Annotated in this window: 21 protein-coding genes, 1 pseudogene and 1 CRISPR repeat array; of the genes and pseudogenes, 2 read left to right on the forward strand and 20 right to left on the reverse strand. The window is 45.2% G+C overall.

What is annotated here, in order from left to right:
* Positions 1-153 precede the first annotated feature (153 nt).
* Positions 154-1,482, forward strand: coding sequence for a threonine/serine exporter family protein (locus tag AC0QUU_RS12990; RefSeq protein WP_474543319.1), 1,329 nt, complete (start codon positions 154-156; stop codon positions 1,480-1,482).
* A gap of 132 nt (positions 1,483-1,614) precedes the next feature.
* Here AC0QUU_RS12990 and AC0QUU_RS12995 read toward each other — a convergent pair whose 3' ends face one another.
* Positions 1,615-1,776: a hypothetical protein gene (locus AC0QUU_RS12995; protein ID WP_474543320.1), complete on the reverse strand. Its 162-nt coding sequence runs from the start codon at positions 1,774-1,776 to the stop codon at positions 1,615-1,617.
* Between the two features lie 227 nt (positions 1,777-2,003).
* Between AC0QUU_RS12995 and AC0QUU_RS13000 the strand changes: the two genes are divergently transcribed.
* Positions 2,004-2,312 carry a hypothetical protein gene (locus AC0QUU_RS13000; protein ID WP_474543321.1) on the forward strand — a complete coding sequence of 103 codons (309 nt, stop codon included), beginning with the start codon at positions 2,004-2,006 and terminating at the stop codon, positions 2,310-2,312.
* Between the two features lie 32 nt (positions 2,313-2,344).
* A CRISPR array of direct repeats spans positions 2,345-6,621; the repeat unit is 32 nt; unit sequence ATTTCAATCCACGCTCCCGCAAGGGGAGCGAC.
* Between the two features lie 181 nt (positions 6,622-6,802).
* Here the strand turns inward: AC0QUU_RS13000 and cas2 are convergent.
* The 19 genes and pseudogenes from cas2 to AC0QUU_RS13095 all read right to left on the reverse strand — a co-directional run bounded on the left by cas2 (position 6,803) and on the right by AC0QUU_RS13095 (position 25,323).
* On the reverse strand, positions 6,803-7,093 hold the full coding sequence (cas2, locus tag AC0QUU_RS13005) for a CRISPR-associated endonuclease Cas2 (protein ID WP_474543322.1): 291 nt from the start codon (positions 7,091-7,093) through the stop codon (positions 6,803-6,805).
* Between the two features lie 9 nt (positions 7,094-7,102).
* Positions 7,103-8,134, reverse strand: coding sequence for a type I-C CRISPR-associated endonuclease Cas1c (cas1c, locus tag AC0QUU_RS13010; RefSeq protein ID WP_474543323.1), 1,032 nt, complete (start codon positions 8,132-8,134; stop codon positions 7,103-7,105).
* A complete protein-coding gene (gene cas4 / locus AC0QUU_RS13015; protein ID WP_474545586.1) occupies positions 8,131-8,796 on the reverse strand; it encodes a CRISPR-associated protein Cas4 in 666 nt (221 codons plus the stop codon). Before cas4 ends, cas1c begins: the two co-directional genes overlap by 4 nt.
* A complete protein-coding gene (cas7c, locus tag AC0QUU_RS13020; protein WP_474543324.1) occupies positions 8,796-9,707 on the reverse strand; it encodes a type I-C CRISPR-associated protein Cas7/Csd2 in 912 nt (303 codons plus the stop codon). The genes cas4 and cas7c overlap by 1 nt, the downstream gene beginning before the upstream one ends.
* Positions 9,708-11,441, reverse strand: a complete 1,734-nt coding sequence (cas8c, locus tag AC0QUU_RS13025; protein WP_474543325.1) for a type I-C CRISPR-associated protein Cas8c/Csd1 — start codon at positions 11,439-11,441, stop codon at positions 9,708-9,710.
* Positions 11,438-12,100: a type I-C CRISPR-associated protein Cas5c gene (cas5c, locus tag AC0QUU_RS13030; protein WP_474543326.1), complete on the reverse strand. Its 663-nt coding sequence runs from the start codon at positions 12,098-12,100 to the stop codon at positions 11,438-11,440. Before cas5c ends, cas8c begins: the two co-directional genes overlap by 4 nt.
* Before the next feature lie 86 nt (positions 12,101-12,186).
* Positions 12,187-13,116: a virulence RhuM family protein/type II toxin-antitoxin system death-on-curing family toxin gene (locus AC0QUU_RS13035; protein WP_474543327.1), complete on the reverse strand. Its 930-nt coding sequence runs from the start codon at positions 13,114-13,116 to the stop codon at positions 12,187-12,189.
* A 293-nt stretch (positions 13,117-13,409) separates the two neighbouring features.
* The gene (cas3, locus tag AC0QUU_RS13040) at positions 13,410-15,548 is read right to left on the reverse strand and encodes a CRISPR-associated helicase Cas3' (protein WP_474543328.1); all 2,139 of its coding nucleotides are present in this window, start codon (positions 15,546-15,548) and stop codon (positions 13,410-13,412) included.
* A gap of 1 nt (position 15,549) precedes the next feature.
* Positions 15,550-16,755 carry a class I SAM-dependent rRNA methyltransferase gene (locus AC0QUU_RS13045; RefSeq protein ID WP_474543329.1) on the reverse strand — a complete coding sequence of 402 codons (1,206 nt, stop codon included), beginning with the start codon at positions 16,753-16,755 and terminating at the stop codon, positions 15,550-15,552.
* Between the two features lie 74 nt (positions 16,756-16,829).
* Positions 16,830-17,666, reverse strand: coding sequence for a hypothetical protein (locus tag AC0QUU_RS13050; protein WP_474543330.1), 837 nt, complete (start codon positions 17,664-17,666; stop codon positions 16,830-16,832).
* A 356-nt stretch (positions 17,667-18,022) separates the two neighbouring features.
* Positions 18,023-18,808 (reverse strand): ABC transporter permease, encoded by a 786-nt coding sequence (locus AC0QUU_RS13055; RefSeq protein ID WP_474543331.1) that lies wholly within the window; start codon positions 18,806-18,808, stop codon positions 18,023-18,025.
* Positions 18,805-19,794: an ABC transporter ATP-binding protein gene (locus AC0QUU_RS13060; protein WP_474543332.1), complete on the reverse strand. Its 990-nt coding sequence runs from the start codon at positions 19,792-19,794 to the stop codon at positions 18,805-18,807. Before AC0QUU_RS13060 ends, AC0QUU_RS13055 begins: the two co-directional genes overlap by 4 nt.
* 95 nt (positions 19,795-19,889) lie before the next feature.
* The gene (locus AC0QUU_RS13065) at positions 19,890-21,008 is read right to left on the reverse strand and encodes a helix-turn-helix domain-containing protein (protein ID WP_474543333.1); all 1,119 of its coding nucleotides are present in this window, start codon (positions 21,006-21,008) and stop codon (positions 19,890-19,892) included.
* A gap of 234 nt (positions 21,009-21,242) precedes the next feature.
* A complete protein-coding gene (locus tag AC0QUU_RS13070) occupies positions 21,243-21,662 on the reverse strand; it encodes an arsenate reductase ArsC (protein ID WP_474545587.1) in 420 nt (139 codons plus the stop codon).
* Positions 21,642-22,316: pseudogene (locus tag AC0QUU_RS13075) on the reverse strand (DUF5714 domain-containing protein); the annotation flags it as partial. The pseudogene AC0QUU_RS13075 and the gene AC0QUU_RS13070, both read right to left, overlap by 21 nt.
* A 35-nt stretch (positions 22,317-22,351) precedes the next feature.
* Positions 22,352-23,344 carry a helix-turn-helix transcriptional regulator gene (locus tag AC0QUU_RS13080; RefSeq protein WP_474543334.1) on the reverse strand — a complete coding sequence of 331 codons (993 nt, stop codon included), beginning with the start codon at positions 23,342-23,344 and terminating at the stop codon, positions 22,352-22,354.
* Complete coding sequence (locus AC0QUU_RS13085; protein WP_474543335.1) at positions 23,295-23,687, reverse strand: hypothetical protein; 393 nt, start codon at positions 23,685-23,687, stop codon at positions 23,295-23,297. The genes AC0QUU_RS13080 and AC0QUU_RS13085 overlap by 50 nt, the downstream gene beginning before the upstream one ends.
* A 196-nt stretch (positions 23,688-23,883) precedes the next feature.
* Positions 23,884-24,909: a hypothetical protein gene (locus tag AC0QUU_RS13090; protein WP_474543336.1), complete on the reverse strand. Its 1,026-nt coding sequence runs from the start codon at positions 24,907-24,909 to the stop codon at positions 23,884-23,886.
* Positions 24,910-24,984: 75 nt separating this feature from the next.
* Complete coding sequence (locus tag AC0QUU_RS13095; protein ID WP_474543337.1) at positions 24,985-25,323, reverse strand: hypothetical protein; 339 nt, start codon at positions 25,321-25,323, stop codon at positions 24,985-24,987.
* Positions 25,324-25,360 lie beyond the last annotated feature (37 nt).

Consider the following 25,360-nt stretch of genomic DNA (forward strand, 5'->3'; position numbering starts at 1 on the left):
AATCTTGTACAATGATTTCCTGTTTTTTGCACAATTATGCTAAGAATCCGGTTCCATATTTTCCTTGACATCTCCCTTCTCATTCTGCAAAATAAGGGTAAGGTATATGTAAATATTGAGAGATTTTATGTATGTAAGAGAGGGAAATTAACTATGGTAAAAAATACGATTCGTCCGAATCATATGCATGTTTACTGGCACGACTATACAGGAGGGTCAAAAGATCTTCCGCTTCTGGAGGCCGGACTGACAGAAAAATCCATTCTGGTGGGCAGAATCGGTCTGATGCTCTTATCCTGCGGAACGGGAGCCTGGCGGGTCAGAAGCGCCATGAATTCCGTGGCCGGGCAGCTGGGACTCACCTGTACGATTACGGTCGGACTGATGTCTCTGGACTATACAAGTTATGACGGAAAAAAGTCCAACTCTCAGTCATTGTCGCTGGGAAACACGGGAGTAAATACATCCAAACTGAATCAGCTGGAACGTTTTGTTAAAAACTTTTCTAATGAAGGCGTCCATATGACTCTTGAGGAAGTTCATTCCCGCCTGGATGAAATTGACAAGATCCAGGGCCTGTATACGCCGGCCATGCTTGGTCTTGCCTCTGCTCTGGCATGCGGGGCTTTTACCTTTCTTCTGGGCGGCGGGCTGGTAGAAATGATCTGTGCTTTCATCGGCGCAGGCGTGGGAAATTATCTCAGATGCAAACTGATTCAGAAGCGCTTTACACTCTTCCTGTGTATCTCTTCTTCAGTTGCTCTGGCCTGTCTTGCCTATGTAGCTTCACTGCGAGCGGCGGAAATGCTCTTTTCTTTCCCGGTAAGTCATGAGGCAGGATATATATGCGCCATGCTCTTTATCATTCCGGGATTTCCGTTTATTACAAGCGGCATCGACCTGGCAAAACTGGATATGCGTTCCGGCCTGGAGAGGCTTGCCTACGCAGTAATGATCGTAGCCGTAGCCACAGCCACAGCCTGGGTTATGTCCCTGATTTTAAATCTGGAGCCGGCAGACTTTCCGGCGCTGGGCATCCCGCCTGTACTGCTTTTTGTCCTGCGGCTGATCGCCAGCTTCTGCGGAGTGTTCGGATTCTCGATCATGTTTAACAGCCCCATTCCCCTGGCTGCCACCGCTGCGGTCATCGGAGCCATCGCAAATACTCTGCGCCTGGAACTGGTGGATCTCACCTCATGTCCGGCGGCAGGAGCGGCATTTATCGGAGCTCTGACGGCAGGACTACTGGCATCACTCTTTTACCGCCGCCTGGGCTATCCCCGGATCTCGGTTACCGTTCCTTCTATTGTAATCATGGTTCCGGGAATGTATCTGTACCGCGCGGTTTATAATCTGGGCGAACTTTCCCTGAGTCCTTCCGCATCCTGGCTGGCCTCTGCGCTGCTGATTATTATGGCCCTTCCGCTTGGACTGATCTTCGCAAGAATCATAACGGATAAGTCATTCCGGCATTGTAATTAAATCATCCAAACCACGGTTTCATGTATTTCTGCGGACAAATACGATTGTAAAGTAAGAGCCGGTTCTCAATTCGGGATCCGGCTCACATTCTGACTGAAAATCTCCTGCTGCTTTTATTTTCTTTTTGCTGTGTTATATGCTGTTATCACAGAAGCTGCCGCATTTACCTTTGATGCAGCTGCAATCTCCTGATTCAGACATCCTGGCTTTCCCTGCCCAGTCCTCCGCGGCTGCGACCGGCACTGTTACTCTTTTCTTTTCGGCTAAATAGTTTAAAACATCCTGTTTGTTCATAGCTGGTCTCCTCTTGTAATAACAATTCAGGTTTTTAAAGGATGCCTGCAAAACCTTTATTCATTAGCCGAGACAAGCGTTCTTTAAAAAAGTTTTATAGAAATCAGGAATTTTAAAATAAATTTTCAATGCGTTATATACACCTGTTCACATGCATTCCGGTCTTTCCTGTAGATTTCCCGAAGCTTCAGGAGTATGATATTTATCAGGGAGGAAATAGAAATATTATGAAACTGAAAAAAATATGGTCTGTAATTAAAGGCATACTTTCATATTGCGTAAAATATCGTCCGTATATGGCTATATGGATGATTTTCTGTGCCAGCGCAGGAGTATATACAGCTATACTAAAAGGCGACGTCTTCATCCTGGCTGTCAATCTGGCACTGGCATTCATTCCTTTCGTAATTAAAAAAATGTTACTTTTTGTTAGCCGTATCGGAGGAGCAAATCAATATGATGAAGAATTGTTCGGAAAAAAGCCGCGTGGGAGATTTGTTAATTATATGGCAGAGTATATTGGGGAGAGGGAATAGATGGGTGCTGGTATGAGAAGAAATTCTTCTATATTTCAATCTACGCTCCCGCAAGGGGAGCGACTTTTCGGTATCTACAGCAGACAGCGGTATTGTTTTATTTCAATCCACGCTCCCGCAAGGGGAGCGACGGTGCAGACAAATTTGTACGGGCAGATTGCGTATATTTCAATCCACGCTCCCGCAAGGGGAGCGACCTTCGTTATTGCAGATATTCGGCGTTATAATCTGATTTCAATCCACGCTCCCGCAAGGGGAGCGACGAGGAGCAGGAAATATATCAGAGTTTCGGAGAGGGATTTCAATCCACGCTCCCGCAAGGGGAGCGACCGTATCAAGGGTTGAAGATGTGAGCTTGACCGGGAATTTCAATCCACGCTCCCGCAAGGGGAGCGACATTTTAGACGGAAAAGAGGGATTTGTAAAGAGATATTTCAATCCACACTCCCGCAAGGGGAGCGACCAGGTTCAGAAAACAGAGTAGATCAGGGGACGGGATTTCAATCCACGCTCCCGCAAGGGGAGCGACAAGGCAGGCGGAAGAGATTAATCGGAAAATAAGGATTTCAATCCACGCTCCCGCAAGGGGAGCGACGATGGTGGGAGTCGTCGTTCACGGTGAGAGATGATTTCAATCCACGCTCCCGCAAGGGGAGCGACTGCTCTAATGTTTAAGTCTTTTACTATTGTGGAGGATTTCAATCCACGCTCCCGCAAGGGGAGCGACAGCTCAGAGAGGCTGGATCTCCCTTCTGCGTAGTATTTCAATCCACGCTCCCGCAAGGGGAGCGACCCCGTACAAGGATGTTATTGATTATCTCAACCTATTTCAATCCACGCTCCCGCAAGGGGAGCGACACCCGGGAAAGATGGACGCGAAATTGAGATTCAATTTCAATCCACGCTCCCGCAAGGGGAGCGACAGTGAACAGGTAGGTCTTTCCAGATGATTTAAGAATTTCAATCCACGCTCCCGCAAGGGGAGCGACACGGGGACGGCGAAATCATTTCAACCATTGTATAATTTCAATCCACGCTCCCGCAAGGGGAGCGACCCTTATGCTGTGCGTAATGGTTGCATTTTCGCTTATTTCAATCCACGCTCCCGCAAGGGGAGCGACATTCATAACGAGTAACAAAAAGAGCCATTATCTTTTATTTCAATCCACGCTCCCGCAAGGGGAGCGACTCATATTCCATAACCAGCTTTTGGTGTTTCGTGTATTTCAATCCACGCTCCCGCAAGGGGAGCGACTCTCTGCTGGGAACAACAGTTGGAATGGGTACAATATTTCAATCCACGCTCCCGCAAGGGGAGCGACCCCGGAGAGCGTTGCACCTGCAGCCGCACACACAAATTTCAATCCACGCTCCCGCAAGGGGAGCGACCGATACCATCCTCAGCTAAATACGGTTCTTTCCATATTTCAATCCACGCTCCCGCAAGGGGAGCGACATTAGCAATAATTTGTTCGTAGCTATTTTCAAGCATTTCAATCCACGCTCCCGCAAGGGGAGCGACCGAAAAAGTTGCATGTAACACGGGCCAGAAGAAAATTTCAATCCACGCTCCCGCAAGGGGAGCGACTTGATCCCGGACAGCAGGCGACAGCGAGCATGACGGATTTCAATCCACGCTCCCGCAAGGGGAGCGACACAAGTGCAGACATTACTGATTACAGGCCGGACGATTTCAATCCACGCTCCCGCAAGGGGAGCGACCTTTTTGGAATAGATACACTGTTTTTTGTTATAACTATTTCAATCCACGCTCCCGCAAGGGGAGCGACTTATCGTATGCACACAGGCTTTCCCATGTTGGATAATTTCAATCCACGCTCCCGCAAGGGGAGCGACAACGCATTGATCACACGCTTATCTTTATTGCGGTATTTCAATCCACGCTCCCGCAAGGGGAGCGACGACCAACCCGGGCAGTATAGGACGATTTTGACTTTGTATTTCAATCCACGCTCCCGCAAGGGGAGCGACCATGATAACCCGAATCATGGCCTTGATCTTCAGCTATTTCAATCCACGCTCCCGCAAGGGGAGCGACCCTACATACACAGTCAAGTATAATGCAAATGGAGATTTCAATCCACGCTCCCGCAAGGGGAGCGACTTTACAAACAGTTGCAGGGAGAACAGCTGGATGTTGATTTCAATCCACGCTCCCGCAAGGGGAGCGACCAAATCGGAAAGTGCGGATTCAATAGTTAAATTTATTTCAATCCACGCTCCCGCAAGGGGAGCGACAGCCTTGGAATACTGCTTGTGCAGATAGAAAATGATTTCAATCCACGCTCCCGCAAGGGGAGCGACCTCAGCCTACCCCTTATGAGTATGCCAGACAGATATTTCAATCCACGCTCCCGCAAGGGGAGCGACGGTGTTACAGAAATGCAACTTTTCGAGAGATTTGTTATTTCAATCCACGCTCCCGCAAGGGGAGCGACGGTTGACGCTAGGGATATTCAGAGCGAAACAGAAATTTCAATCCACGCTCCCGCAAGGGGAGCGACGAATGTTATGTTATATAATATAATCAAGTTAAGGATTTCAATCCACGCTCCCGCAAGGGGAGCGACCATTTACATACGTGATTGGTAAATATTACAAATGATTTCAATCCACGCTCCCGCAAGGGGAGCGACGACATAACATAACAATGGTGTTATTCTAATATCAATTTCAATCCACGCTCCCGCAAGGGGAGCGACAGAGCACAAAGCAAAAATAAAACATAACTCAGTTATTTCAATCCACGCTCCCGCAAGGGGAGCGACGGTTCAGTTCATTCACAGTTTGAGAGATCAGGCAATTTCAATCCACGCTCCCGCAAGGGGAGCGACCAGAAGATGTTTTCGTTATGTTCCCCGCCGGAATTTCAATCCACGCTCCCGCAAGGGGAGCGACAATGCAGCAATCGCAAACAGATATTTTGAATTTCCATTTCAATCCACGCTCCCGCAAGGGGAGCGACTTTTTGTACATGTTTTTCCGAAACATCGGGGCCATTTCAATCCACGCTCCCGCAAGGGGAGCGACGGAAAAGGACTGTGAAGGTTGCGGTATGAACGGAGATTTCAATCCACGCTCCCGCAAGGGGAGCGACATCGATGAGCTGAAAGCTGGCGGCGGAGCATCGGGATTTCAATCCACGCTCCCGCAAGGGGAGCGACGGCTGTAGAACTGGCCACGAAGCAAGTAAATACACTATTTCAATCCACGCTCCCGCAAGGGGAGCGACAAAAAACTGCCCATGATGAAGCAAAGGCAACACTTATTTCAATCCACGCTCCCGCAAGGGGAGCGACGGTATCAAATGCACTTGCTCAGATGGACACGGATATTTCAATCCACGCTCCCGCAAGGGGAGCGACGGAACTGGCAGATGCGGCAACAAGTACAATTCAATTTCAATCCACGCTCCCGCAAGGGGAGCGACATCTATGCTGCTCATTTGTCGTATGACCTAAACGATTTCAATCCACGCTCCCGCAAGGGGAGCGACGGCGGACGTGGCGCAGACGATTGCTGACACGTCATTTCAATCCACGCTCCCGCAAGGGGAGCGACGAGTCTGTATATCACGTTGTTGAACAGAGCGGAATTTCAATCCACGCTCCCGCAAGGGGAGCGACCATCCCTTATTATTAATGAGATCAGGTCTATTCTGATTTCAATCCACGCTCCCGCAAGGGGAGCGACTGGAATTGTAACATCAATCCCTGCATCTTCTTCAATTTCAATCCACGCTCCCGCAAGGGGAGCGACTACTGTCCCGCCGGAATATCAGCTCCTTGGAGTAATTTCAATCCACGCTCCCGCAAGGGGAGCGACACAGTACAGTATGAGGCATTAGGCGTTGATCTGATTTCAATCCACGCTCCCGCAAGGGGAGCGACACAGTACAGTATGAGGCATTAGGCGTTGATCTGATTTCAATCCACGCTCCCGCAAGGGGAGCGACACCAACAGGCCCACAGGGCCCGCAGGGACCAACAGATTTCAATCCACGCTCCCGCAAGGGGAGCGACAGAATCCGCTGTTGAATCTGGGGATTCCAAAAGGTATTTCAATCCACGCTCCCGCAAGGGGAGCGACGAGTGCTATAAATGGATCCCGGATGATCTGAAAGCAATTTCAATCCACGCTCCCGCAAGGGGAGCGACCGCTCCGAACGTGTTTGCGATTCCGGTTGACTTATTTCAATCCACGCTCCCGCAAGGGGAGCGACCATCGAAGATGATAGAGTTGTCTCTTGTCATTGTATTTCAATCCACGCTCCCGCAAGGGGAGCGACAGCAATTTTAGCTAAAAATCCATTTTCATTTTAAGCAAAAATCACAAACTTATCTTTTTTGTAGCTAAATATTTCCTTTCTTATTTGCTCTTTTTCCAAAAGATTGCGTTATTTGTGCATATTTCAGAGTGCGAATCCCTCCATGATTTCATGTCCGCTTTCCATTCGCACTTTCGTATTATCACAAAATCAAAGCCTCGTCTACTGCAATTCCTCGGTCGACACCTATGTGCTCTACTTTTGTCTGATACTTATTTCCCAGATAATAGAATCTCAGGCTGTCAACGTTCTCATCAATAATATCTGACAATATTGCCTTCAGGGTAACACACTGAGCATTATCCAGAATGCATTCAAAAACAGAATTCTGCACTCGTCTGCCATAATTAGTGCATTGCTTCGCAACTTTCCGCAGTCTCTTCCTTCCTGAGGCAGTCTCAGTATTCACATCATATGTGATCAGCACGAGCATTTTCCCACCTCACTTCCACAGAAATACAGGATACCCATCCAAGTCGCCTCTTAAATATCGTGCAAGGAGCATCGCCTGAACATAAGGAACCATCCCCCATTCTACTTTTTCTTTCAGGTAAGGATGCGTAATAGTTTCCTTCTTCTTGTTCTGCCATTCTGTCAGCACCTTTTTCCGCAGATCATCATCCATAAGCACCGCGCCATTTTCTTTCACTGTAAAATTCTTCCCGCTGATAACCTTCTTATTGATTAATGTCAGAATAAAGCGGTCAGCAAGAATTGCCCTAAATTCCTCTACCATATCCAAAGACAGAGAAACTCTGCCCGGCCGATCCGTATGAAGATATCCTACATAGGGGTCCAGCCCTGTACTTTCCAGAGCCGAAGTAATGCTGTTTGTCAGTAATGTGTATACAAAGGACAACAGTGCATTCACATTATCAAGGGGTGGACGCTTATTTCTCCCTCTGAATACAAAATCCTTTTTCTGCTGAAGAATCAGTTCATCAAACACCCCGAAATAAATGCTTGCGGCTTCTCCTTCATATCCTCTGAGCTGTTCTTTCGATTCCGCGTTCCGAATCCTTTCCAAAGCATTTTTCAGAAAGATAGATGCTTCTTTTACACGTTCCGTGTCAATCTGCATCGCATGGTCTCTCAAGGCTCGTTCCAGAACCCATCTGGCATTATATACCTTTCCCAATATGCAGTTTTTTGCGATCTCCAGACTGATTTTCTCATTATTTTTACTTGCATACTGCTGCTCTCTTAATATCACATTTCCTTTGATTTTTCCAGAGACCCGCGCCAGGAATTTTCCCTGTGGAGAAAGGTAGCACAAAGAAATATTCCGTTCCGCACAAGCCCCCATTAATGCCGGACTTGTCCCCCGATAGCCAAAGGAAACGATTCCTTCCAGATTGTGCAGCGGTATCCTGCCCAACTCTTTCTGTTCCTCAAGAACAACTATATTTTCCCCGTCCAGAGACAGATAGCTGTTTTCAGAAGTAACATACAATGTATTCAACAATTTCCTCATTCTTCTTCCTCCTTCAGCATCTGAGCAATATATGTTTTCACCGAAACCGACTTTCCGAGTCTGGGCAGACAGATATCCTTGAGAGAACACGCGTTACAGGACTTGCTGTATTTCACTTTTGGCGTATACTTTCTTGCATAGTACTCATGCATCTCGTGAAACATATTTTTCACTTCACTACGCAGTTGTTCTGTAATCTCCACAGCTTCGCGCCTTCTTGTCTCGCCGTAAAAAATCGCTCCTTCCGGCACCTGTGCAGAAAACATTTCTTCCAGACACATCGCCTGTGCCGCCAACTGAAGCTTATCTTCCTCTGACAGTTTAGGTTTTCCTTTCTTATATTCCACCGGATAAATCGAGTAAAGTCCCCTGTGACCATGCAGCTTTATCCCATCCTCACATTTATGAAACTCCACCAGATCGCACTCGCCGCTGATTCCTAGTTCTCTGGAAGAGACCGGAAGAGCTCTGGCAATAATGACGTCCTTTCTCTTTTCCCTAAGAGTAGGATCATGCACCTTTTTATGCATCAGCTCTCCTGTGACAGTATGAACGTTTTCCGCCCACTGCTGTTCAATATGGATTAATGCCCACTGCCTCCGGCAGAATTTAAAGTGCTGGATTCCTGAAATCATCAGATAATCATCTTCCGAATATTTCATCATACCATCCTTTTCACTTCAACTGAATCCGGTATCTTCTCTTCATGTACTTCCACTGTATAGTCCTGGTACTTTCTCGGATATTCCACATCTTCCTTTTTCTTAACTTCCACTGCATCAAACAATTTATATGCCGGGCAGTCTCCCAGTTCTTTACTATGTTTGAATACGATCAATTCACGGACCGCCATTTTTCCTCTTGCAGCTGAATGATCATTTTCAAACATATTGATGATTGCTTCCCACAGCAGCTCCAGATCCTCTTCTGAAAATCCTGTCACTCTTCTGGCAAGGTTCGCAGATACATATCCCTCTGCACGATACAATCCATAGGGTACAATACTCTTTCTCCCCATCTCGGTACTTTTGTTTTCCGCATCTTTCTCAGTGGTGATCGCTACTCTTGTAATCGTGACCTCCTGGCTGATGACCGGATCAATACTCCTTGCAAATCCAATCTGTACCGGACCTCTGACCTGCCCGCAGTTTAATGAAGCCTTCACAAAAGTCGTCATAACAGCACCAAATGTACGAATATCATAAAAATTTCTGCACATGTAATCTCTTAATTTGATATCTGCATCCGGATCGCTTTTCTTTAATTTTTTCAGCGCTTCTGTCACTTTTTTATCTTCTGTCTCAGCGATCCCCAGACTTTTACATGCCTCTCTGTCACTTCTGTTAAGAGGTACATCTTCCTTAATATAAATCTTAAATCCTGCTGCGTCTTCCTTGACTGTCTCAACATAATTTCTGATTTTCCTCTTCAGGCATACATCCGTCACAAGCCCCAGCCCGCTCTCCGGATCGATCCTTGGCATGTTGCCGGCGTCTGGGTCCCCATTGGGATTTCCGTTTTCCACATCAAACAGCACTACAAATTCATATCTGTTTTTGATCACTTCGCTCATCTACTTTTCCTCCCTTTTTTCGTACTTTTTCTGTACCTGATGATAATATCCGAGAATGAATTTCCCCTGTTCTTCCAATGACAGACGTTTTGGATATTCATCCAGCTTTCCCATAAGTTCTGTCAGCAGCTTTTCATAATATATTTTTGCACTGCCCTTATCTCTCTCCAGTTTTTTCATATGGCTGTTTTTCAATTTTATAAGCACCGGGAAGATCGATGCCGGCGTCGCGCACGCGGAATTAAAATAACGGTCACGGATCGTCGCCTTGATTCCCGGATTTGCATCCATCTGAATTGATTCTAATACAGAAAACAGCCTTCCAAGTACATAAGCTGTCTCTCTGCTCTCTTCATTCAGTCCCATATAGTTCTCTCCTTCCTTCCAGTTTCCATTTCGTATCAGATATGCTTTGATGATCCCTGCTCTCCCCCAGGTAACATTGCCCTGCTCTGCGCGGATCCGGATAAGAACATCTGTATAAAGGCTTGCCGGATACCTGGCGTCTGACAGGATTGCCTGAAGTACAAATGCCGCCATATTGGGAACAGGAGATTTGTCTTTTGAATTCTGGTTGACTGTCTCCGAAAGCATGTCCCTGACTCCCATATATTCTCTGCTCTCCCAGGATGGTTTTACAATTGACATCCGCGTATAATGCACAGACAGATTCTTCAGGATGTTTCCAAAAGAATCCTGATAGAAAAACCGTACAGAAAGTCTCGCCGCATTCGGGGCCAGCGAAAGAATATAAAACCTCTGATCCGGATTTAAAGTAAAATTTCCGATAGAAACCGGCATACCTTTTTTCAGATTGTCAAAGATTCCTTTTATTTCTTCCTGATTGTCGGGTTTCGGATCAGCCGCTCCGAAAAATGCCGCCTGATACTCTTCTTCCGCACTTTCCGCCCAGAATACGATCATGGAGTCCCCAAGCTGAAATGTATATTCTCTCTGATTCAGCAAATAATTTAATGCTGTGGTATAAGCAAATTCTGCATATTTTCCAACAGGTGCATTATAGCTCTGCTCTTTTCCGTAAGATTCAAATGCCGGTGCGTTAAACGAAACCAGCGCCGCACCGCTGGACTGGGCTCCCGGAACCCCTTTGATGGTTTTGTGGATTCTGGAAATCTCTGCTTCTTTTCCCGTCACAAGACAGATTCCTGTCTGTCCGTCTTCTGAAGATTTATTTCTTACATTTTCCCATGCCTCTTGTATAAATGGATCATCCTGTGCATAATTTATGCCCATGCAGAAAATCAGATTTCCTCCATTTGTGAGCGCTTCCCATCTTTCTTTAATCTCAGCACATTCGGATGCCTTCTCCGGATCCCACGTTTCGAAAAAGTTCCTGACTGCCTCCGCCATCTCACCTTCTGTTTCACGGAGCAGCGACAGATGCTTTTCCTTCGCCGCTTCAAAGCAGTCAAGAACTCTCTGATTCGTGCCATCCGCATCAATCCCCAAAATATATTTTGAGTTGTCACACAGGAAATTTGCCGAAATGCCTGATGAACGTGTTACCATCTCCGGAACCTTGATCTGCTGAGGAATCCATACAGTCTTTTTTCCTCTTTCTTCTTCTGTCTTTAAGGAAAAAACCCCTGATATTTTCCCATCTTTTAACAGGTTGACTGCATAGGAAACCTTTGCTTTACACCATCCTTCCTGATCCACCTTTTCCTGTTCTGCCAGGTTTTCATAATGATTTACCAGTGCCTGTAAGATCATCTTATCACCTCACAGTCTCTTAGATCCAGAACGCCCCGCTTCATAACAGCACGGAAAAACAGCGGCTGGATATTATTCCTGTCTGAGTAATCCATGTCAAAAAGCATAAATCCCAGATCATTTTCTTCCACGTCATCATACGCAGTCCTGATATCTTCCTCTTCGCACAGGCAGAAATTCGCTGGAAATTCCCTGCATCCGAAATATGGCATATGGAAGCATTCTCCTCTTCTTAACCGCCGTATGATAATATCCTTGAATTTTCCCGGATTATCTGTCTCATTTGCCTGCTCTGTCATCACAAAATGTGCTTCGATCACATATTCCACATCCCGCAGCAAAAGAGACGCCCTTTGCACAATATCATTTTTCGTACTTATGTACAACGGTTTCTTTGCTCCGTTATAGACCTGAAGTACATTACTGGCAAGTATTTTACTCTTGACTTCATTCCGGCGCACACTTGTAAACTGAACCGGATTGACCACATGGATCTTATCGATCACCCAACGCATGCCCGGATGCCAGTAGACTGCCTCCAGGATTCCTCTCGCCGCCGACGGGGTCATGACGTCATAGGAGCACCTTTCAACTTTCATCTCCGGGCGTGAGAAGAGTGCGTAATCTCCCCACACTCTGACCTTAACACCTACTCCCATCGCTCGACCTCCTTCCTTCGTTTCATTTGTAAAATCACTCCTTTCTCCCCATATATCAAATAACATATTGTTATTTCTTACTTTAATCAACCCATACAGTTCATAATAACGCTTATCATCATTTCTTTTTCTTCCGGTTTTGATTCTGCAATCATAATTGTCAAAGCCACCAGCGTATGGTCATCGATTGTTTTTACTCCATCTCTAAACAATGCCTCATTCTTATTAAGAAAATAAAGAAAGATTGTTGCCGCGATCCGCTTATTCCCATCAGAAAAGCTGTGATTTTTGGTAACAAAATATAACAAGTTAGCTGCTTTTTCTTCCATAGTAGGATATAAATCCACACCGCCAAAACTTTGGTAAATAGCGCCGATACTTCCCTTAAAGGAGTCATCTTTTTCATTTCCAAATAAGGAACTACTGTCACCAAACTTCATTTCTTCGATTACTTCGCAGCATTCTTCATAGGTTAAAATATATGATGCTTTCTTCCCAGGCGGTCGTCCCATATTCTGATGGTCATAGGCATCCAGCAGTTCCAGTGCCTGACTGTACCGCTCTACTACTGTCAATACCTGTTTTGTATCAAGGCTGTTCTCCACTCTTTTCATAACTCGTATTACCTCGTTTAGCTGATTCATACGATTATGGTTCACGGCATACCCCTTGATTATGTATTGTTTCAATACTGAGTTTGCCCATTTTCTAAAAGCAACTCCGCGTTTAGATTTTACCCGATATCCCACTGAGATAATTACATCCAAATTATAATACTTTGGAGGTCTCGAGGCTTTATTTTCTCTTCTGTCGAAAATTTCGACAGAAGTCTTTTTATCCAATTCGCCTTCTTTAAAAATATTTCCGATATGATAAGCTATAGAAGAACGCGCAGTCTCAAACAACACTGACATTTGTTCCTGGGTCAGCCATACAGTTTCCTGCTCAGGCGTTATAGGCACTTCGAGTTTTATACCATTATCTGTAAACAATACAATTTCATTTCTTTCTGCCATATAGTTTTCCTTCTTTTTTGAATACTCTGCAAACTGCTTGCTTTCATATTCACTTTCAGAACATCTGTAATTACATATCGTTAATATACTACTTTCCATCAGTAAATGCAATATATTATATCAAATTTTACTGAAATTTATTTTTAAAGATTATTGATTTAATGTAATCTATCTGATATACTTTTTCTGTGGTCAGGACAGGAACCTGTGGATTGAAATAGTAAAATTTGCGATAATGCAAAAAGCAGGAAGGCACAAAAGTTTCATTTTCTTTTGTGTCTTCCCTGCTTTTCTCACATAAGTACCGCCATTCCTGACTCTATGCCAAGATCCAGTCCCATTTCTTCTGTATATTGTCCCTTGTCGACAAGCTCAAAGAACCCCTCAATATCTTCTGAAATCGGCCGGAGCATTCCCGCGCCCTGAAGTTTTTCAATATCCCCCTCATATAGCTGTACACAATACTGTCCGGCTTTGCGCATATTTGACTTTGTATAGCCCTGACATTTAATCTGTCTAAGAAGTTCTTCGGCCTCTTCCTCCCTGCCGACAAAGACAGTCAATGTATCGTCCTCAATCAACTTAAACTTCTTTGCCACCTTGGCAAAATTATATCTTTTTCCCTTAAACTCTTCAAGAATCTTCTTTTTATCCAGGCTCTCACCACGGAAATGGTACAGCGCTTCAAAATATTTTTCAATCCCGCGAAGCGATAAGAGATCCTCACCTTCCGAGATCAGCATCTTTGATACATCAATCTGCAACTGCTGCCCGGGAACATTTTCTTTTTCCTCAAACTGGAAAATATAAGCAAAGCTTTCATCCGCACCCCGCTTTCCTTCCCTATTGCATCTGCCAGCTGCCTGGATCATAGAATCAACTCCTGCCAGCTGTCTATAGACACCGCGAAAGTCCAGATCAACCCCTGCTTCCACAAGGCTGGTCGAAATCAGGATACATTTCTCCCCATCTTTCACCAGCCGTCTGATTTTTCCCAGAATCCGCCGTCTGTGTTTCGGATACATCGTCGTAGACAAGTGGAACACGCCTTCACCTTTCATTTTCTGATAGATTCTCTGTGCCCGTTTCTTCGTGTTGACAATGCAGAGCGCCTGATCTTCCTGCTCCAGTTTTTCAATCAATTCATCTTCTGAAACCACTCCAATGCTTTTGAAGGTGACCCTCTCAAAAAAACGGAATTGTTCTGCCACTCTCGGGCATAGTTCAGTGACCGGCATTTTTCTCCGAAAAAGTGAAGTCAGAGCAGGCTGCGTCGCTGTGCAGAGCACGATACTGGAACAGAAATTCCCCACAAGTTCCTCCATCATGGCAATGCAAGGCTTCAGATAATCTGTTGGAAGCATCTGCGCTTCGTCAAATATGATAACGCTGTTGGCTATATTATGTAACTTTCTGCATCTGGAGGACTTATTTGCAAACAAGGATTCAAAAAACTGCACATTCGTCGTCACCACCACCGGCTTATCCCAATTTTCCGCTGCAAGCTGCATAGGTTTTAATTCTTCCGTGCTTTCATAATCCACATTATAATGATTTTCCAGCACATTCTGATCTCCTAGTATCTTCCTGAACACTTCTGCATTCTGTTCAATGATACTTGTATATGGTATCACATAAATTACACGATCCATACGATTCTCCACAGCGTGCTGCAGCGCAAACGCCAGAGACGCGATTGTTTTCCCGCCGCCTGTCGGTACAGTAAGCTGGAATATACCTCTTTCGCTGATTCCTTTTTCGAAACAGTGCCTGAGTATTTCTGTCCTTCTTCCGTTTACAGTGTCTGTATCTTCATTCTGCAGCCAGTCTGCCACATAATCCTTTAGTCTTTCCAGAAGAACACTTATAGCCTCCCCTGCCTCTCTCAGCGTCCGTCCATTCTTCATGAAGCTTTCAGTATCCAAGAAGTCCGCATCAACCAGACAAGAATACAACATCCTGATAAACGCACTTAAAGAGAAATCCGGATCAGGCTCTTTTAATGGATCAAATGGGATCGTATTTATTTCCGGAATCTTTATTTCACTTTTAAAGGCACTGTAATCCTCGATCCGTTTTTGTTTTCTGCCCTCCAATGTAGGTGCATTTCCCGAATCGGAAGAACTCCCGTAATCCGGCAGTCCCGAATGATGTCCGGCAACACAGTAGCTCATAAATTCGTACATACCGCCTTTTTCAAAACACACCTTTGCTCCCGCTGTAGAATGATCCACCCGCTTGTCACTGTTATTCTTAATTTTCTCCTGAAATGCAAGAGAATATTTTCCAATATCATGAAGTATACCGCAGCAATATCCCCAGTCCTTTTTCCCAAAACTGTCTGCAAATTTTTCTGCAAATCTCGCAGTTCCATATAAATGACTTTTTATAGACTGCTTGCGTTCACCATCAATATGTGCCAAATATTCCACTCTACTTCTCCTCACACACCTGAAAAACATAAAACTTCAGATAATAAGAGTCCCCCGCTCCCCACAATATCGGATGATCCGGCGCCTGCGTCCTGAATTCCACCTGCCGCAGTCTCTTATGCACATTCTGCGCCGCCTGTCCGATCGTCTTGGTAAACAGTTCGTAATCCATAAAATGGGAACACGAGCAGGTTGCCAGATATCCGCCGTCCTTCACCAGCTTCATTCCCCGCAGATTAATCTCCCGGTAACCCTTCACCGCTTTTTTGATCGAGCTTCTCGATTTCGTGAATGCCGGCGGATCGAGGATGACCACGTCGTATTTCTCTCCTTGTTTCTCCAACCGGGGAAGCAGATCAAAGACGTCTTCGCAGATAAACTCCACCCGGTCTTCCAGTCCGTTCAGAGCGGCATTCTCCCGTGCCTGGGCAATGCCCAGCTCAGAAGCGTCCACTCCGGTCACGTGCTCTGCTCCTGCAATTCCCGCATTCAGGGCAAAGGAACCGGTATGGGTAAAGCAGTCCAGTACCCGGGCTCCTTTGCAGAGTTTTGCCACTGCCCGCCTGTTGTATTTCTGGTCAAGGAAGAAGCCTGTCTTCTGCCCGTCCTTTACGTCCACATAATAGCGCACGCCGTTTTCGACGATCTCAACCTTTGTGTCAAAAGGAGCGCCAATAAATCCCTTGCGGCGTTCCATTCCTTCCTGCTCGCGGACTTTCGCGTCACTGCGCTCATAGACGCCCCGGATATGGATCCCGTCTTTCTCCATCAGCTCTTTTAAAATATCCACGATCATCACTTTAAAGCGGTCGATGCCCAGAGCGAGAGATTCCACTACAAGCACGTCCGCGAACTTGTCCACCACAATACCCGGCAGGAAATCCGCCTCGCCGAAGATCACGCGGCAGCTTGAGATATCATCCATCACCTTTTTCCGGTACTCCCATGCATTCTGTACACGCATACGGATAAAATCCTCGTTAACTTCCGTGTCACGGTTTCTCGTCATCATACGGACAGTCAGTTTTGACTTCCGGTTGATAAATCCCCTTCCAAGAGGATAACCGTCAAAATCATGGACGATAACGATATCGCCGTCTTCAAAACTTCCTATAATGCTTTCTATTTCATTGTCATAAATCCAGGGACCGCCCTGTTTCAGAGTACGTCCGGCGCCTTTTCGGAGCGTTACGATTGCATCAGACATATTGTTCCTCCTTGCATAACATCTATTCTACTCTGAAATATCATACCACAGTCCGGCGCCGGCTGACAGCAGAATTATTTTTTCTGTCCGCAGACAGTACAATATTGATAATCTACATAAGTCTGTGTCTCATAATGGCCCTGATCTTCCTGATGGGATCCCACTTTTACCTGTTCGGTCTTTGTTACATTCTGATAGTTTCCGTAATAAACACCATTATATAAGCCATTGGAATCCGCGTTTTTCAGCCCTGTAGATAGAATTGCTTTCAGATCTGCCTGGGTAAAACCGTTTTCAAACCAGTAGGTGGGGCCATTTGCCACATAAGTATTGTCACCGCTCATTGTATAAAAGCGGGCCCCGGAAATCGTCTTTGTCTCATAGTCATCCACAGTCACCATCTTAGATACCCAGACCTGCTTTTTCGCCGTATGATCTGCCCATTTGTGGGTATGGGCGTTATCTGACTGGCTGGCGCTGCCGGATTTATTCGTGTTCTGTGATCCGCCTGAACTTTTACTGTCGGTGCTGCTTTTTGCCGTTGAGCCGGAAACATTGGCAGTTTCGGAACTTTGCTCTGTTTCCCTGTCGGTCTGTTCCTGATCATTTTTATCAGCAGTATTCCCGTCAGGCACATCAGCATTTTCCTCTTCTGCCTGCCGCATATCTTTCTCTTTCTTCTCTGACTGATCGGCAGACGTTGTATTTTTTTCTGACTGATCCGCGCGTGCTGATGTTTCCCCGTCCTCTGTTTTGACGAACTGAGCCGTCTGCTCTGAACTGCCGTCGTCCACGCCTGTAAGGGCTGCCGCAGCCAGAACGAAGCCGCCCGCAAGCAGCAGAACAGCTGCTGCTATAACCGGAACAACAATTTTTTTATGGCTGCCTATAAATTCTCTTATTTTTTCCATCTTTCATTCCCCTTTCTTTCTGTCAAAAAATGATATTTTATACAGCGGGACCGGCTATATGGATTATCCGTCCCGCTTATTGATCCTCTGTTTCCAGCCTGCCGATTGTAAATCGTTGACAAATAATTTTTTTTGATTTTTCTTTCCTCCTTCCCTCCTTAGACAGGGGAATGAAAGAAAAAGTTTTAAATTTTCCAAAAAAAATTAATTTTACCGGACAAAAAAAGACAATGAACCGGCAGCCGCGGCAGAGTCAGGCGGATATTCACAATCCGCTTCAATGCTTATTTATCGCCGCGGCACAATGCCGTTCATTGTCCTGTTGATTATATTTTATTCTTTTTGTTATTATGCGCTCATTTCAGAAGCATCTCATACGTAAATCTGCCTGCTGCCCTCTTCAGCAGAATCCATGCCAGCAGTACACAGATCAGGCTTATTCCCAGCAGGATCCACACATTCAGCAGCATGATTCCCGTGAACTGCCCCGCCGCCAGCAGAATTATCGGAATAATGAGAAAGACAGCGCTCTGCTGGGATTCCTCCACGCTCCGGGCCCTGGCTGATCCTCTCACAATCAGAGTCACTGCGATCAGCGAAACAGCGGGAGAAAGCAGAAGAAGGATAACAAGCCAGTTCACCGCGGGCGCCAGCAGATTTCCCATAAGGAAAATCGCTTCCACTTCGAGTACAATCACCATAGCCGCAAATGAAATCAGCGAAACCATCATGCTGAGCAGAAATGACGCAAGCACTTTTGCCTGAAAAATCTGTTTCACACTAAGCGGGCAGTAGAACAGAGTCTCCAGCGTATGTTTTTCTTTTTCCCCCACAAAGGAGCTGGCTGACATGATGGAGGCCGTCATAACCGGTATCATAAGGAAGAATACCGGAAGAATATAGTTGAATATCAGGCCGGCAACCGTCATTTCCAGACTGTTCCCGCGGATTCCCCCGGGAAGCAGCTGCAGCAGTTTCAGGATATCCGGATCATCCGGCGCGAAATGGACTGCAGCCAGCGAAATGGATGGAAGGACAATCGTAAGGATTAAAGGAACAATCAGCAGTTCGGTAAAGAATCTCCTGTTTGATACGATTCCCCTGAAATCTTTTTTTATTATGGCAGCCATGGCCTGATTCATAATCCTCCCTCCTTTTCTTTTCCTGTAAGCGTAAAATAAATATCTTCAAGGGAAGGTCGTCTGACTTCCACTTCATAAATATCCCCGCCCGCTCCGACGATGCTTTTCACAATTCCGGGGATCTCTTCCTCTGACCGGATTTTTATACGCAGTATATTTCCCGGATATTCCAGTTCTGACGCTCCTGTACCGGTCTCCTTCCCGTATTTTCTTTCCTTCTGCCGGATACGTCCGGCCGCAGCTCCCGGCAGTTTCATCCCCTCTGGTATATTTCCGGCCCGGATCCGCAGTTCGGCCCCTGGTCCAGCTTTTTCCCGGAGTTCTCCCAGGGTTCCCGCTGCCAGCAGTCTCCCCTCATCAATCAGACCGTACCTGGTACAGATTTCCTGCGCGTAACGAAGCTGATGCGTACACAGAAAGACCGTCGTCTTCTCTTCCTCCGCCAGTTTCTGAATCAGCCGGTTCACATTCTGAGCGCTCTCCGGATCAAGACCGGAAGTAGGCTCGTCCAGAAACAGCACTCCCGGGTGATGAATCAGGGCCCGGGCCAGAGACAGTCTCTGCCGCATTCCCGTAGAATATGCCGCCAGCCTCTGATGTGCCGCATCTTTCAGTTCCAGCTTCTCCAGAAAAGACAGCGCCCGCTTTTTTCCTTCCTGTTCCGGAATGCCGAATATGGCTGCATAGAAAACAAGATTCTGAAGGCCTGTCATATTATCATACATCCGGGCATGTTCCGTGAGAACACCGGAGACGGCATGTACTTTCTCCGGCTCCCGTGCCGGGTCAGAACCCATCACGCTGCATTTTCCTGATGTCGGAGCAAGCATTCCGTTCAGAAGCTTGACCGTAGTCGTTTTTCCCGCTCCGTTCGGCCCCAGGAATCCGAATACTTCTCCCTGCTCAAGAGAAAGACTGATTCCCTTTACAGCCTCCTTTCCTCCGGAATATGTTTTGCTTAAATCCTGCAGTGTAACTGTCTGCATCTTCTGTTTCCTCCTCCCTGATACCTGCATGATCCTTTTGTTATATCCGATATATTCGTTCTTTATCAGCCCCGGTTCCTTGTTATGGATTTTTATCATGTTTCTGTCTCGTTCCGCTTCAGCCGTTCCACGATATTGCGGAACCGCGGTTCATCTGCCAGGGATTGAAATACCGGATTCTCTGCAACTGCCTGCGTCATACTGTGCCGGATGACCGTCTCACTCCGGGGCGGATAGTCGCCAAGAGCAAGTTCCTGCTCAAACCAGTCATCCAGAAGGTCAAAATACCAGTCTCCCTTAAGCCTCAGCGGATAAATATCCCCATCAGCCAGCTCTGCATACGCTTCCAGTACCGTCAGGGCTTTTTCTGTTTGTCCCAGGCACATCCAGCCCTGCGCCATGGTAATATAACAGTTCAGAACGATACCGGGATGCAGCCCGTCTGCCTGAAATACGTCTGTAACTGCCTGAAACCGCCGGCAGCTTTCTTCAAATCTCTCCGGATCATCGGTACAGATTTCCATATAAGACGGCAGAAGATTCAGAAGAGTAATAACATTTTTATAGATTGCGGCCTGCAGAATCTTTTTCGCTTCTTTTCTGTTTCCCGTCATTTTCCATGCCGCTGCCAGAAGAGATTCCGGCATTCCTGTCACCGGCGCCTCTGGTTCCAGAAGTGCCAGCACTTCCTCCGGCCGGTTTAATACAAGCTGACAGTATGCTTCCAGATGAAGCGCACTTCTTCCCAGATTCGGATCATCACTTCCCGTTTTTACACGGCGGCACAGTTCCGCCGCTTCCTCAAGGATCTGTTCTGCGGCATGAGCGTCTCCGGCCAGCATGGAATGATTGATCATCAGGGAGGCGATCTGAAACAGAAGGGGATAACAGGAATAATATTTCCTCACATACTCTCTGCAGTGATCCAGCGCCTGCCCGAAAGGAAGAGCCGCAAATTCTCCTGCCAGCCGCCGGTATGTTTTCCGGATTTCTCTGCTGTCCATCTGCGGTTCATATCCCATCAGTTCATCTATACTGATGTCAAAATACGAAGCAAGCCTGGGCAGGAGAAGAATATCCGGATAGGTGCTTTCTGTCTCCCATTTTGAAACTGCCGCTTTGGAAACGCCCAGAAACTCTGCCAGTTCATCCTGGGTTATCCCCCGGCTGCGGCGCTGTTCCGCCAGAATCCGTCCAAGGTGTATTTCTCTCATACAATTCACCTGCCTGTAACATTGTGTGAAGTTTTATCTGGAAATATTGTAGGAAATTTTCGCATAGATTACAATAGAGCTGTATTTAACTTTCATTTCAGAAAATCAACTTACAGGAAACCGGAAGGCAGACATGAATTATAAAATAACTGGTGAAAAATCCCCCGGCTTTCATTCAGGGCTGTCCCGGACAGATCCGGACACAGCCCCGAAGTGATGAAATGTACTCTGAGGTTACTGCTCCTGTTCTCTGAAAGCCTGTACATTTTTCTCTATCTGACGGATTACATCCAGGAAGGCGTTGTCATCCTTTCCTGTCGGATCCTCCAGCCCCCAGTTGATTATCTTTTTGCCGGGAATAACCGGACAGGCCACATTGCACCCCATAGACACATAAATATCTGCTTCCGGTATCTCCCCGAGCAGCTTTGAATACTGATCCATCTCCATATCAATCCTATATTCCTGCTTCATCAGCCTTACTGCGTCCTGATTGATCTGCGGTCTGGTCTCCGTCCCTGCAGAATAACAGTCGTAAAAATCAGATAAATATTTCCTGCCCAGCGCTTCGGCGATCTGGCTTCTGCAGGAATTATGGACGCAGATAAAAGCGATTTTCTTTTTCTTTCCGCAAAACGGGCAGCGTTTTCCAATGCACTGATTGTTCCGGCTGCTGTAGGAGCAGAGGATCTTTGGCTGTTCCATATGGACTCCCAGGTTTTCTCTTACAAAATCAACGGCCTGAAGAATCGAGAGATAAGAGTCTCTCTTGCAGCACCGGGGACCTCCGATTTCCCCGATCGCCTCCAGTGCGCGGGCTGTCATTTTGTGGGAAAGGCCAAAATTATCTTCCCCCAAAGGCGTAGAACCGGTAACAATAGAAATAAACATTCCCGTACTGATCCCGGCGCCGCAGGCGCCCCAGAAACCGCATGCTCCTCCCGGCACCGATCTTCCCCTGCTGTTCATCTCAATCAGAGCTTTTCTAAGATCCAGGTTTCCTCCGGAATTTTTGTAAGCTGTCAGGAGGGCCATTCCTGCCATGACATGATGCTCCGGTCCATGCATATGACAGAAAGGCTGAGACATCATCCGGTTGAGAATTATAACCGGATTCCGGGATGTTTCCTCCATGCACATTCCGACAAGGCTGTCAATTCCCTGCATATGACATTCATTGCATACATAATGCCCGTTTACACACCTGGTTTTGCTCTTTTCTTTTTTATGGCACAGTTCGCACTCCATTTCAATATCTTCATTCAGATATTCCAGGGGCGCTTTACATATCAGACATTCCTCTTTCATATATTCCACCTCTGTTCCGGACCCGGAACCCCTTTCTACTTTTTATTGTATTTTTCTGCCATACTGTTTACATCTTCCTTTACTCGCTCTCTTAGATGCTCTGGTTCCAATACTTCAACATATGGACCATATTGTAACGCCCAATATCTCATAGCCGCTTCACTACATTTCACAAAAATTTTCATGGCGTCATCGTACTGTTCCAAAATGCGAAAACCCTTACCAAACCAATCTATCAATTCATTTATGATGTTTTTATCTACCAAGAGTTTTATTGCTATGCTATCCCCGCTATACATATAAATATGCTCAGCCATATGTCGTGGCAGCGAGAAGCCTTTCTCCATTTCTTTTACCATAGTGGTCGGCTTACATTTCTCATGCATAATTTCAATCTTTGTGATCTTATCTATTCGATAATGAGATACATCATTATATTTATCGTAGTTAGCTACCAAATAATACCATCCATTATTTGCTACCAGCTGATACGGATTTACAACATACCGTTCTTTTCTTTTCGGATGCAGCTTAAAATCTGTACCATAGCTGTTATATACAAAACTTACCTTTTTCTTTTCAGCAATTGCAGTATTCAGCACGTCCAAATTATACATAACCTGTGTATTATCCGCATAACGCATTTCAGGCAAGCTATAAATATAGGGAACTTTTGCGCGGAAATAACGATTTCCCTGTTCTTTTAGCCGGTTAATCAATGTCTGTGCTACTGACTGGCTAATATTCTTAGAAAACAAAACAGAATCAATCAACATACGTAATTCTGATTCTTCAAAATCCCTCTCAAGCAGGCAATATCCATCTTCCATATCAATCTCATAGCCAAAAGCTTTCAGAGCTTCCACATTACTCTTTACTGATCTGCGGTCACATTCAACATCATAATTCAACTTCAGCAATCTCAAAATTTCCTGTTGTGTCAAACGGTGGTCTTCATCTGAATATTCTTTCAAAATATCAAGAATGAGAAAATTCAACATTCTTTTTGCTAATTCCCTGTCGTACATATGCTTCTCTCCATTCACGGAAATTCCCCACAGAAACAGCTCTGTCGTCAATATAATAATCACAGCTTATTTTTCGGCTGTCTGCACCATATTCTGCAATCTTCTCTGGCAGATTTCTGTTTACAGCATCAAACTCCAGTCCCAGATACCTGCACCACCTGACTGCCTCTTCAAGACAATCATTTTCCCTGCACGTCCATAGAATAATCTTATCTCCCCGTTTCTTGATCTGTTTTAAAAAACAGAATAATTCTTCATTTGCCGGACCTACGCCTGGCCATTGTCCAAAACTCAGAGTCCCGTCAAAATCAACTGCAAATATTTGATATTTTTTTATCTCCATTCTCTATCCACTCCTATTTTACTATATGTACATTTGTTTGTACATATCGCTCCCCGAAAGCTCTCATACCTTATGTTTTTCGCTTACGTTTCTTACTTTTATACTGATTATGCCTCATCTGATGTACATTCATTTGTACATAAAAAAAGAGACCCATGAATACCATGAATCCCTCATCATACAAAGACAATCCTCTTTATTCACTGTAATAGAAGTCACAAATTTGTTTTGTCATCCATTCTTTTTTATTCTTAAAAAGTTGCTGATAGGTAAAAAAATTATCAAGAATATGTAAATCAGAACCACTTTGTACCGCAGCCTCGGATATTTGTTTCATTAATTTTTTATATAACATCTCATATTCCTGTAGTTCTGTGTGCGTTACATCGTTAGCATAAACATCAAATAAAATAGATCCAAGGACAATTACTGTTTCTCTTTCTAATGCAAATTTTCTCAATTTCTCTTGTATCAATTGCTTCTTAGCATTATTTACTACATTATATAAATCTTTGCCGGCACACCGACCTTGTTTCAGTTTTTGAATTCCTCTCTCAAATTTACGAACCCCCACATAATGAGAAATCATCTGCTTCAATCCTCCTAAATATGCAGGAGACTCTGAAACCGAGACGGAAAATTCTTGTCCACTTTCATCATCCTTCTTGTCCCACGGCCAGTTCTCGTAAATAGGTCTGCTTATTTCTTCTTTGAGGTAGGCACTATTGATATGTAAACATTTCTGCATACCAGTGATATATTCTGAGAATTTGGATTCTAAAAACAAAATCACATTCTTATTCTGACATTTTCCCAAAAGAGTGACATCCATGTTTGAAGGATTTGAATCCTCAATGACACAATTCTGATATTCAAAGATGACATCAAAAAAAGCGACTTCACCCACATTCTTTATTTCAATCTTTAATGGATGTTTTTCAGTAACATTGTAAAAGAACAATAACGCACAAAGAGAAGAGGAATGCAATGTGGAAATCCGTCTTTCTTCTTGCCCGGACCCGCTGCACGCCTGCCCGAATTTTTCATCAAAATTGCAATCTTTAATAGAAAATACACGTTTCAATGCTGTTAATGTATCTTCTTCCGGAAGCAAACAAAACGCTCGAGAATCCTTATTATTCTTTGAAGTAAGCACGGTTGTATTTATATAATCTACACTGTCCCATTTCATAGCCTTATATATGGATTCTAATTTTCTCATATCAGTCAGCCTCCTTTGACTCATATGTTTCATTATATTTATTTCTTTCACCATATTCAACTTTTTACTTGAGAATCATTCCCCTTCCTCATTCTTCTTATTTGCAGTTTTCTCCTTAACGTCAAGCGGAATCAGGTTCTGAATACGCTGATATTTATTTACATAATCCGCAATATGATACCCATTAAGAATATTGATAGCTTCCACTTGGGTAACCCCATATTCTTCCATAAGTTCCGACATTAGTTCATACATTTTCCCTTTTATTTCATATGTTGGATTTCTTAATGCAAAAGCTCTCTTTCGATATTGCTCTGCGCCTTCAAACGTCAACCACTTTCCTCGGTGAAGTCTATGTTGTTCATTTACTAAATCGATTGCGTCCTGTTTTGTCTTTATTCTTTTTATACTCATTGAATTGCACCTCCTGCTCATAGACTACAAAAATCCA

It is taken from the genome of Mediterraneibacter sp. HA8405, assembly GCF_056148955.1.

What these genes read in the sequence shown, in the direction of transcription:
- AC0QUU_RS12990 (WP_474543319.1), top strand. Translation starts at nt 154, where the DNA reads ATGGTAAAAAATACGATTCGTCCGAATCATATGCATGTTTACTGGCAC.
- AC0QUU_RS12995 (WP_474543320.1), bottom strand. Translation starts at nt 1,776, where the DNA reads ATGAACAAACAGGATGTTTTAAACTATTTAGCCGAAAAGAAAAGAGTA.
- AC0QUU_RS13000 (WP_474543321.1), top strand. Translation starts at nt 2,004, where the DNA reads ATGAAACTGAAAAAAATATGGTCTGTAATTAAAGGCATACTTTCATAT.
- cas2 (WP_474543322.1), bottom strand. Translation starts at nt 7,093, where the DNA reads ATGCTCGTGCTGATCACATATGATGTGAATACTGAGACTGCCTCAGGA.
- cas1c (WP_474543323.1), bottom strand. Translation starts at nt 8,134, where the DNA reads ATGAGGAAATTGTTGAATACATTGTATGTTACTTCTGAAAACAGCTAT.
- cas4 (WP_474545586.1), bottom strand. Translation starts at nt 8,796, where the DNA reads ATGAAATATTCGGAAGATGATTATCTGATGATTTCAGGAATCCAGCAC.
- cas7c (WP_474543324.1), bottom strand. Translation starts at nt 9,707, where the DNA reads ATGAGCGAAGTGATCAAAAACAGATATGAATTTGTAGTGCTGTTTGAT.
- cas8c (WP_474543325.1), bottom strand. Translation starts at nt 11,441, where the DNA reads ATGATCTTACAGGCACTGGTAAATCATTATGAAAACCTGGCAGAACAG.
- cas5c (WP_474543326.1), bottom strand. Translation starts at nt 12,100, where the DNA reads ATGGGAGTAGGTGTTAAGGTCAGAGTGTGGGGAGATTACGCACTCTTC.
- AC0QUU_RS13035 (WP_474543327.1), bottom strand. Translation starts at nt 13,116, where the DNA reads ATGGCAGAAAGAAATGAAATTGTATTGTTTACAGATAATGGTATAAAA.
- AC0QUU_RS13045 (WP_474543329.1), bottom strand. Translation starts at nt 16,755, where the DNA reads ATGTCTGATGCAATCGTAACGCTCCGAAAAGGCGCCGGACGTACTCTG.
- AC0QUU_RS13050 (WP_474543330.1), bottom strand. Translation starts at nt 17,666, where the DNA reads ATGGAAAAAATAAGAGAATTTATAGGCAGCCATAAAAAAATTGTTGTT.
- AC0QUU_RS13055 (WP_474543331.1), bottom strand. Translation starts at nt 18,808, where the DNA reads ATGAATCAGGCCATGGCTGCCATAATAAAAAAAGATTTCAGGGGAATC.
- AC0QUU_RS13060 (WP_474543332.1), bottom strand. Translation starts at nt 19,794, where the DNA reads ATGCAGACAGTTACACTGCAGGATTTAAGCAAAACATATTCCGGAGGA.
- AC0QUU_RS13065 (WP_474543333.1), bottom strand. Translation starts at nt 21,008, where the DNA reads ATGAGAGAAATACACCTTGGACGGATTCTGGCGGAACAGCGCCGCAGC.
- AC0QUU_RS13080 (WP_474543334.1), bottom strand. Translation starts at nt 23,344, where the DNA reads ATGTACGACAGGGAATTAGCAAAAAGAATGTTGAATTTTCTCATTCTT.
- AC0QUU_RS13085 (WP_474543335.1), bottom strand. Translation starts at nt 23,687, where the DNA reads ATGGAGATAAAAAAATATCAAATATTTGCAGTTGATTTTGACGGGACT.
- AC0QUU_RS13090 (WP_474543336.1), bottom strand. Translation starts at nt 24,909, where the DNA reads ATGAGAAAATTAGAATCCATATATAAGGCTATGAAATGGGACAGTGTA.
- AC0QUU_RS13095 (WP_474543337.1), bottom strand. Translation starts at nt 25,323, where the DNA reads ATGAGTATAAAAAGAATAAAGACAAAACAGGACGCAATCGATTTAGTA.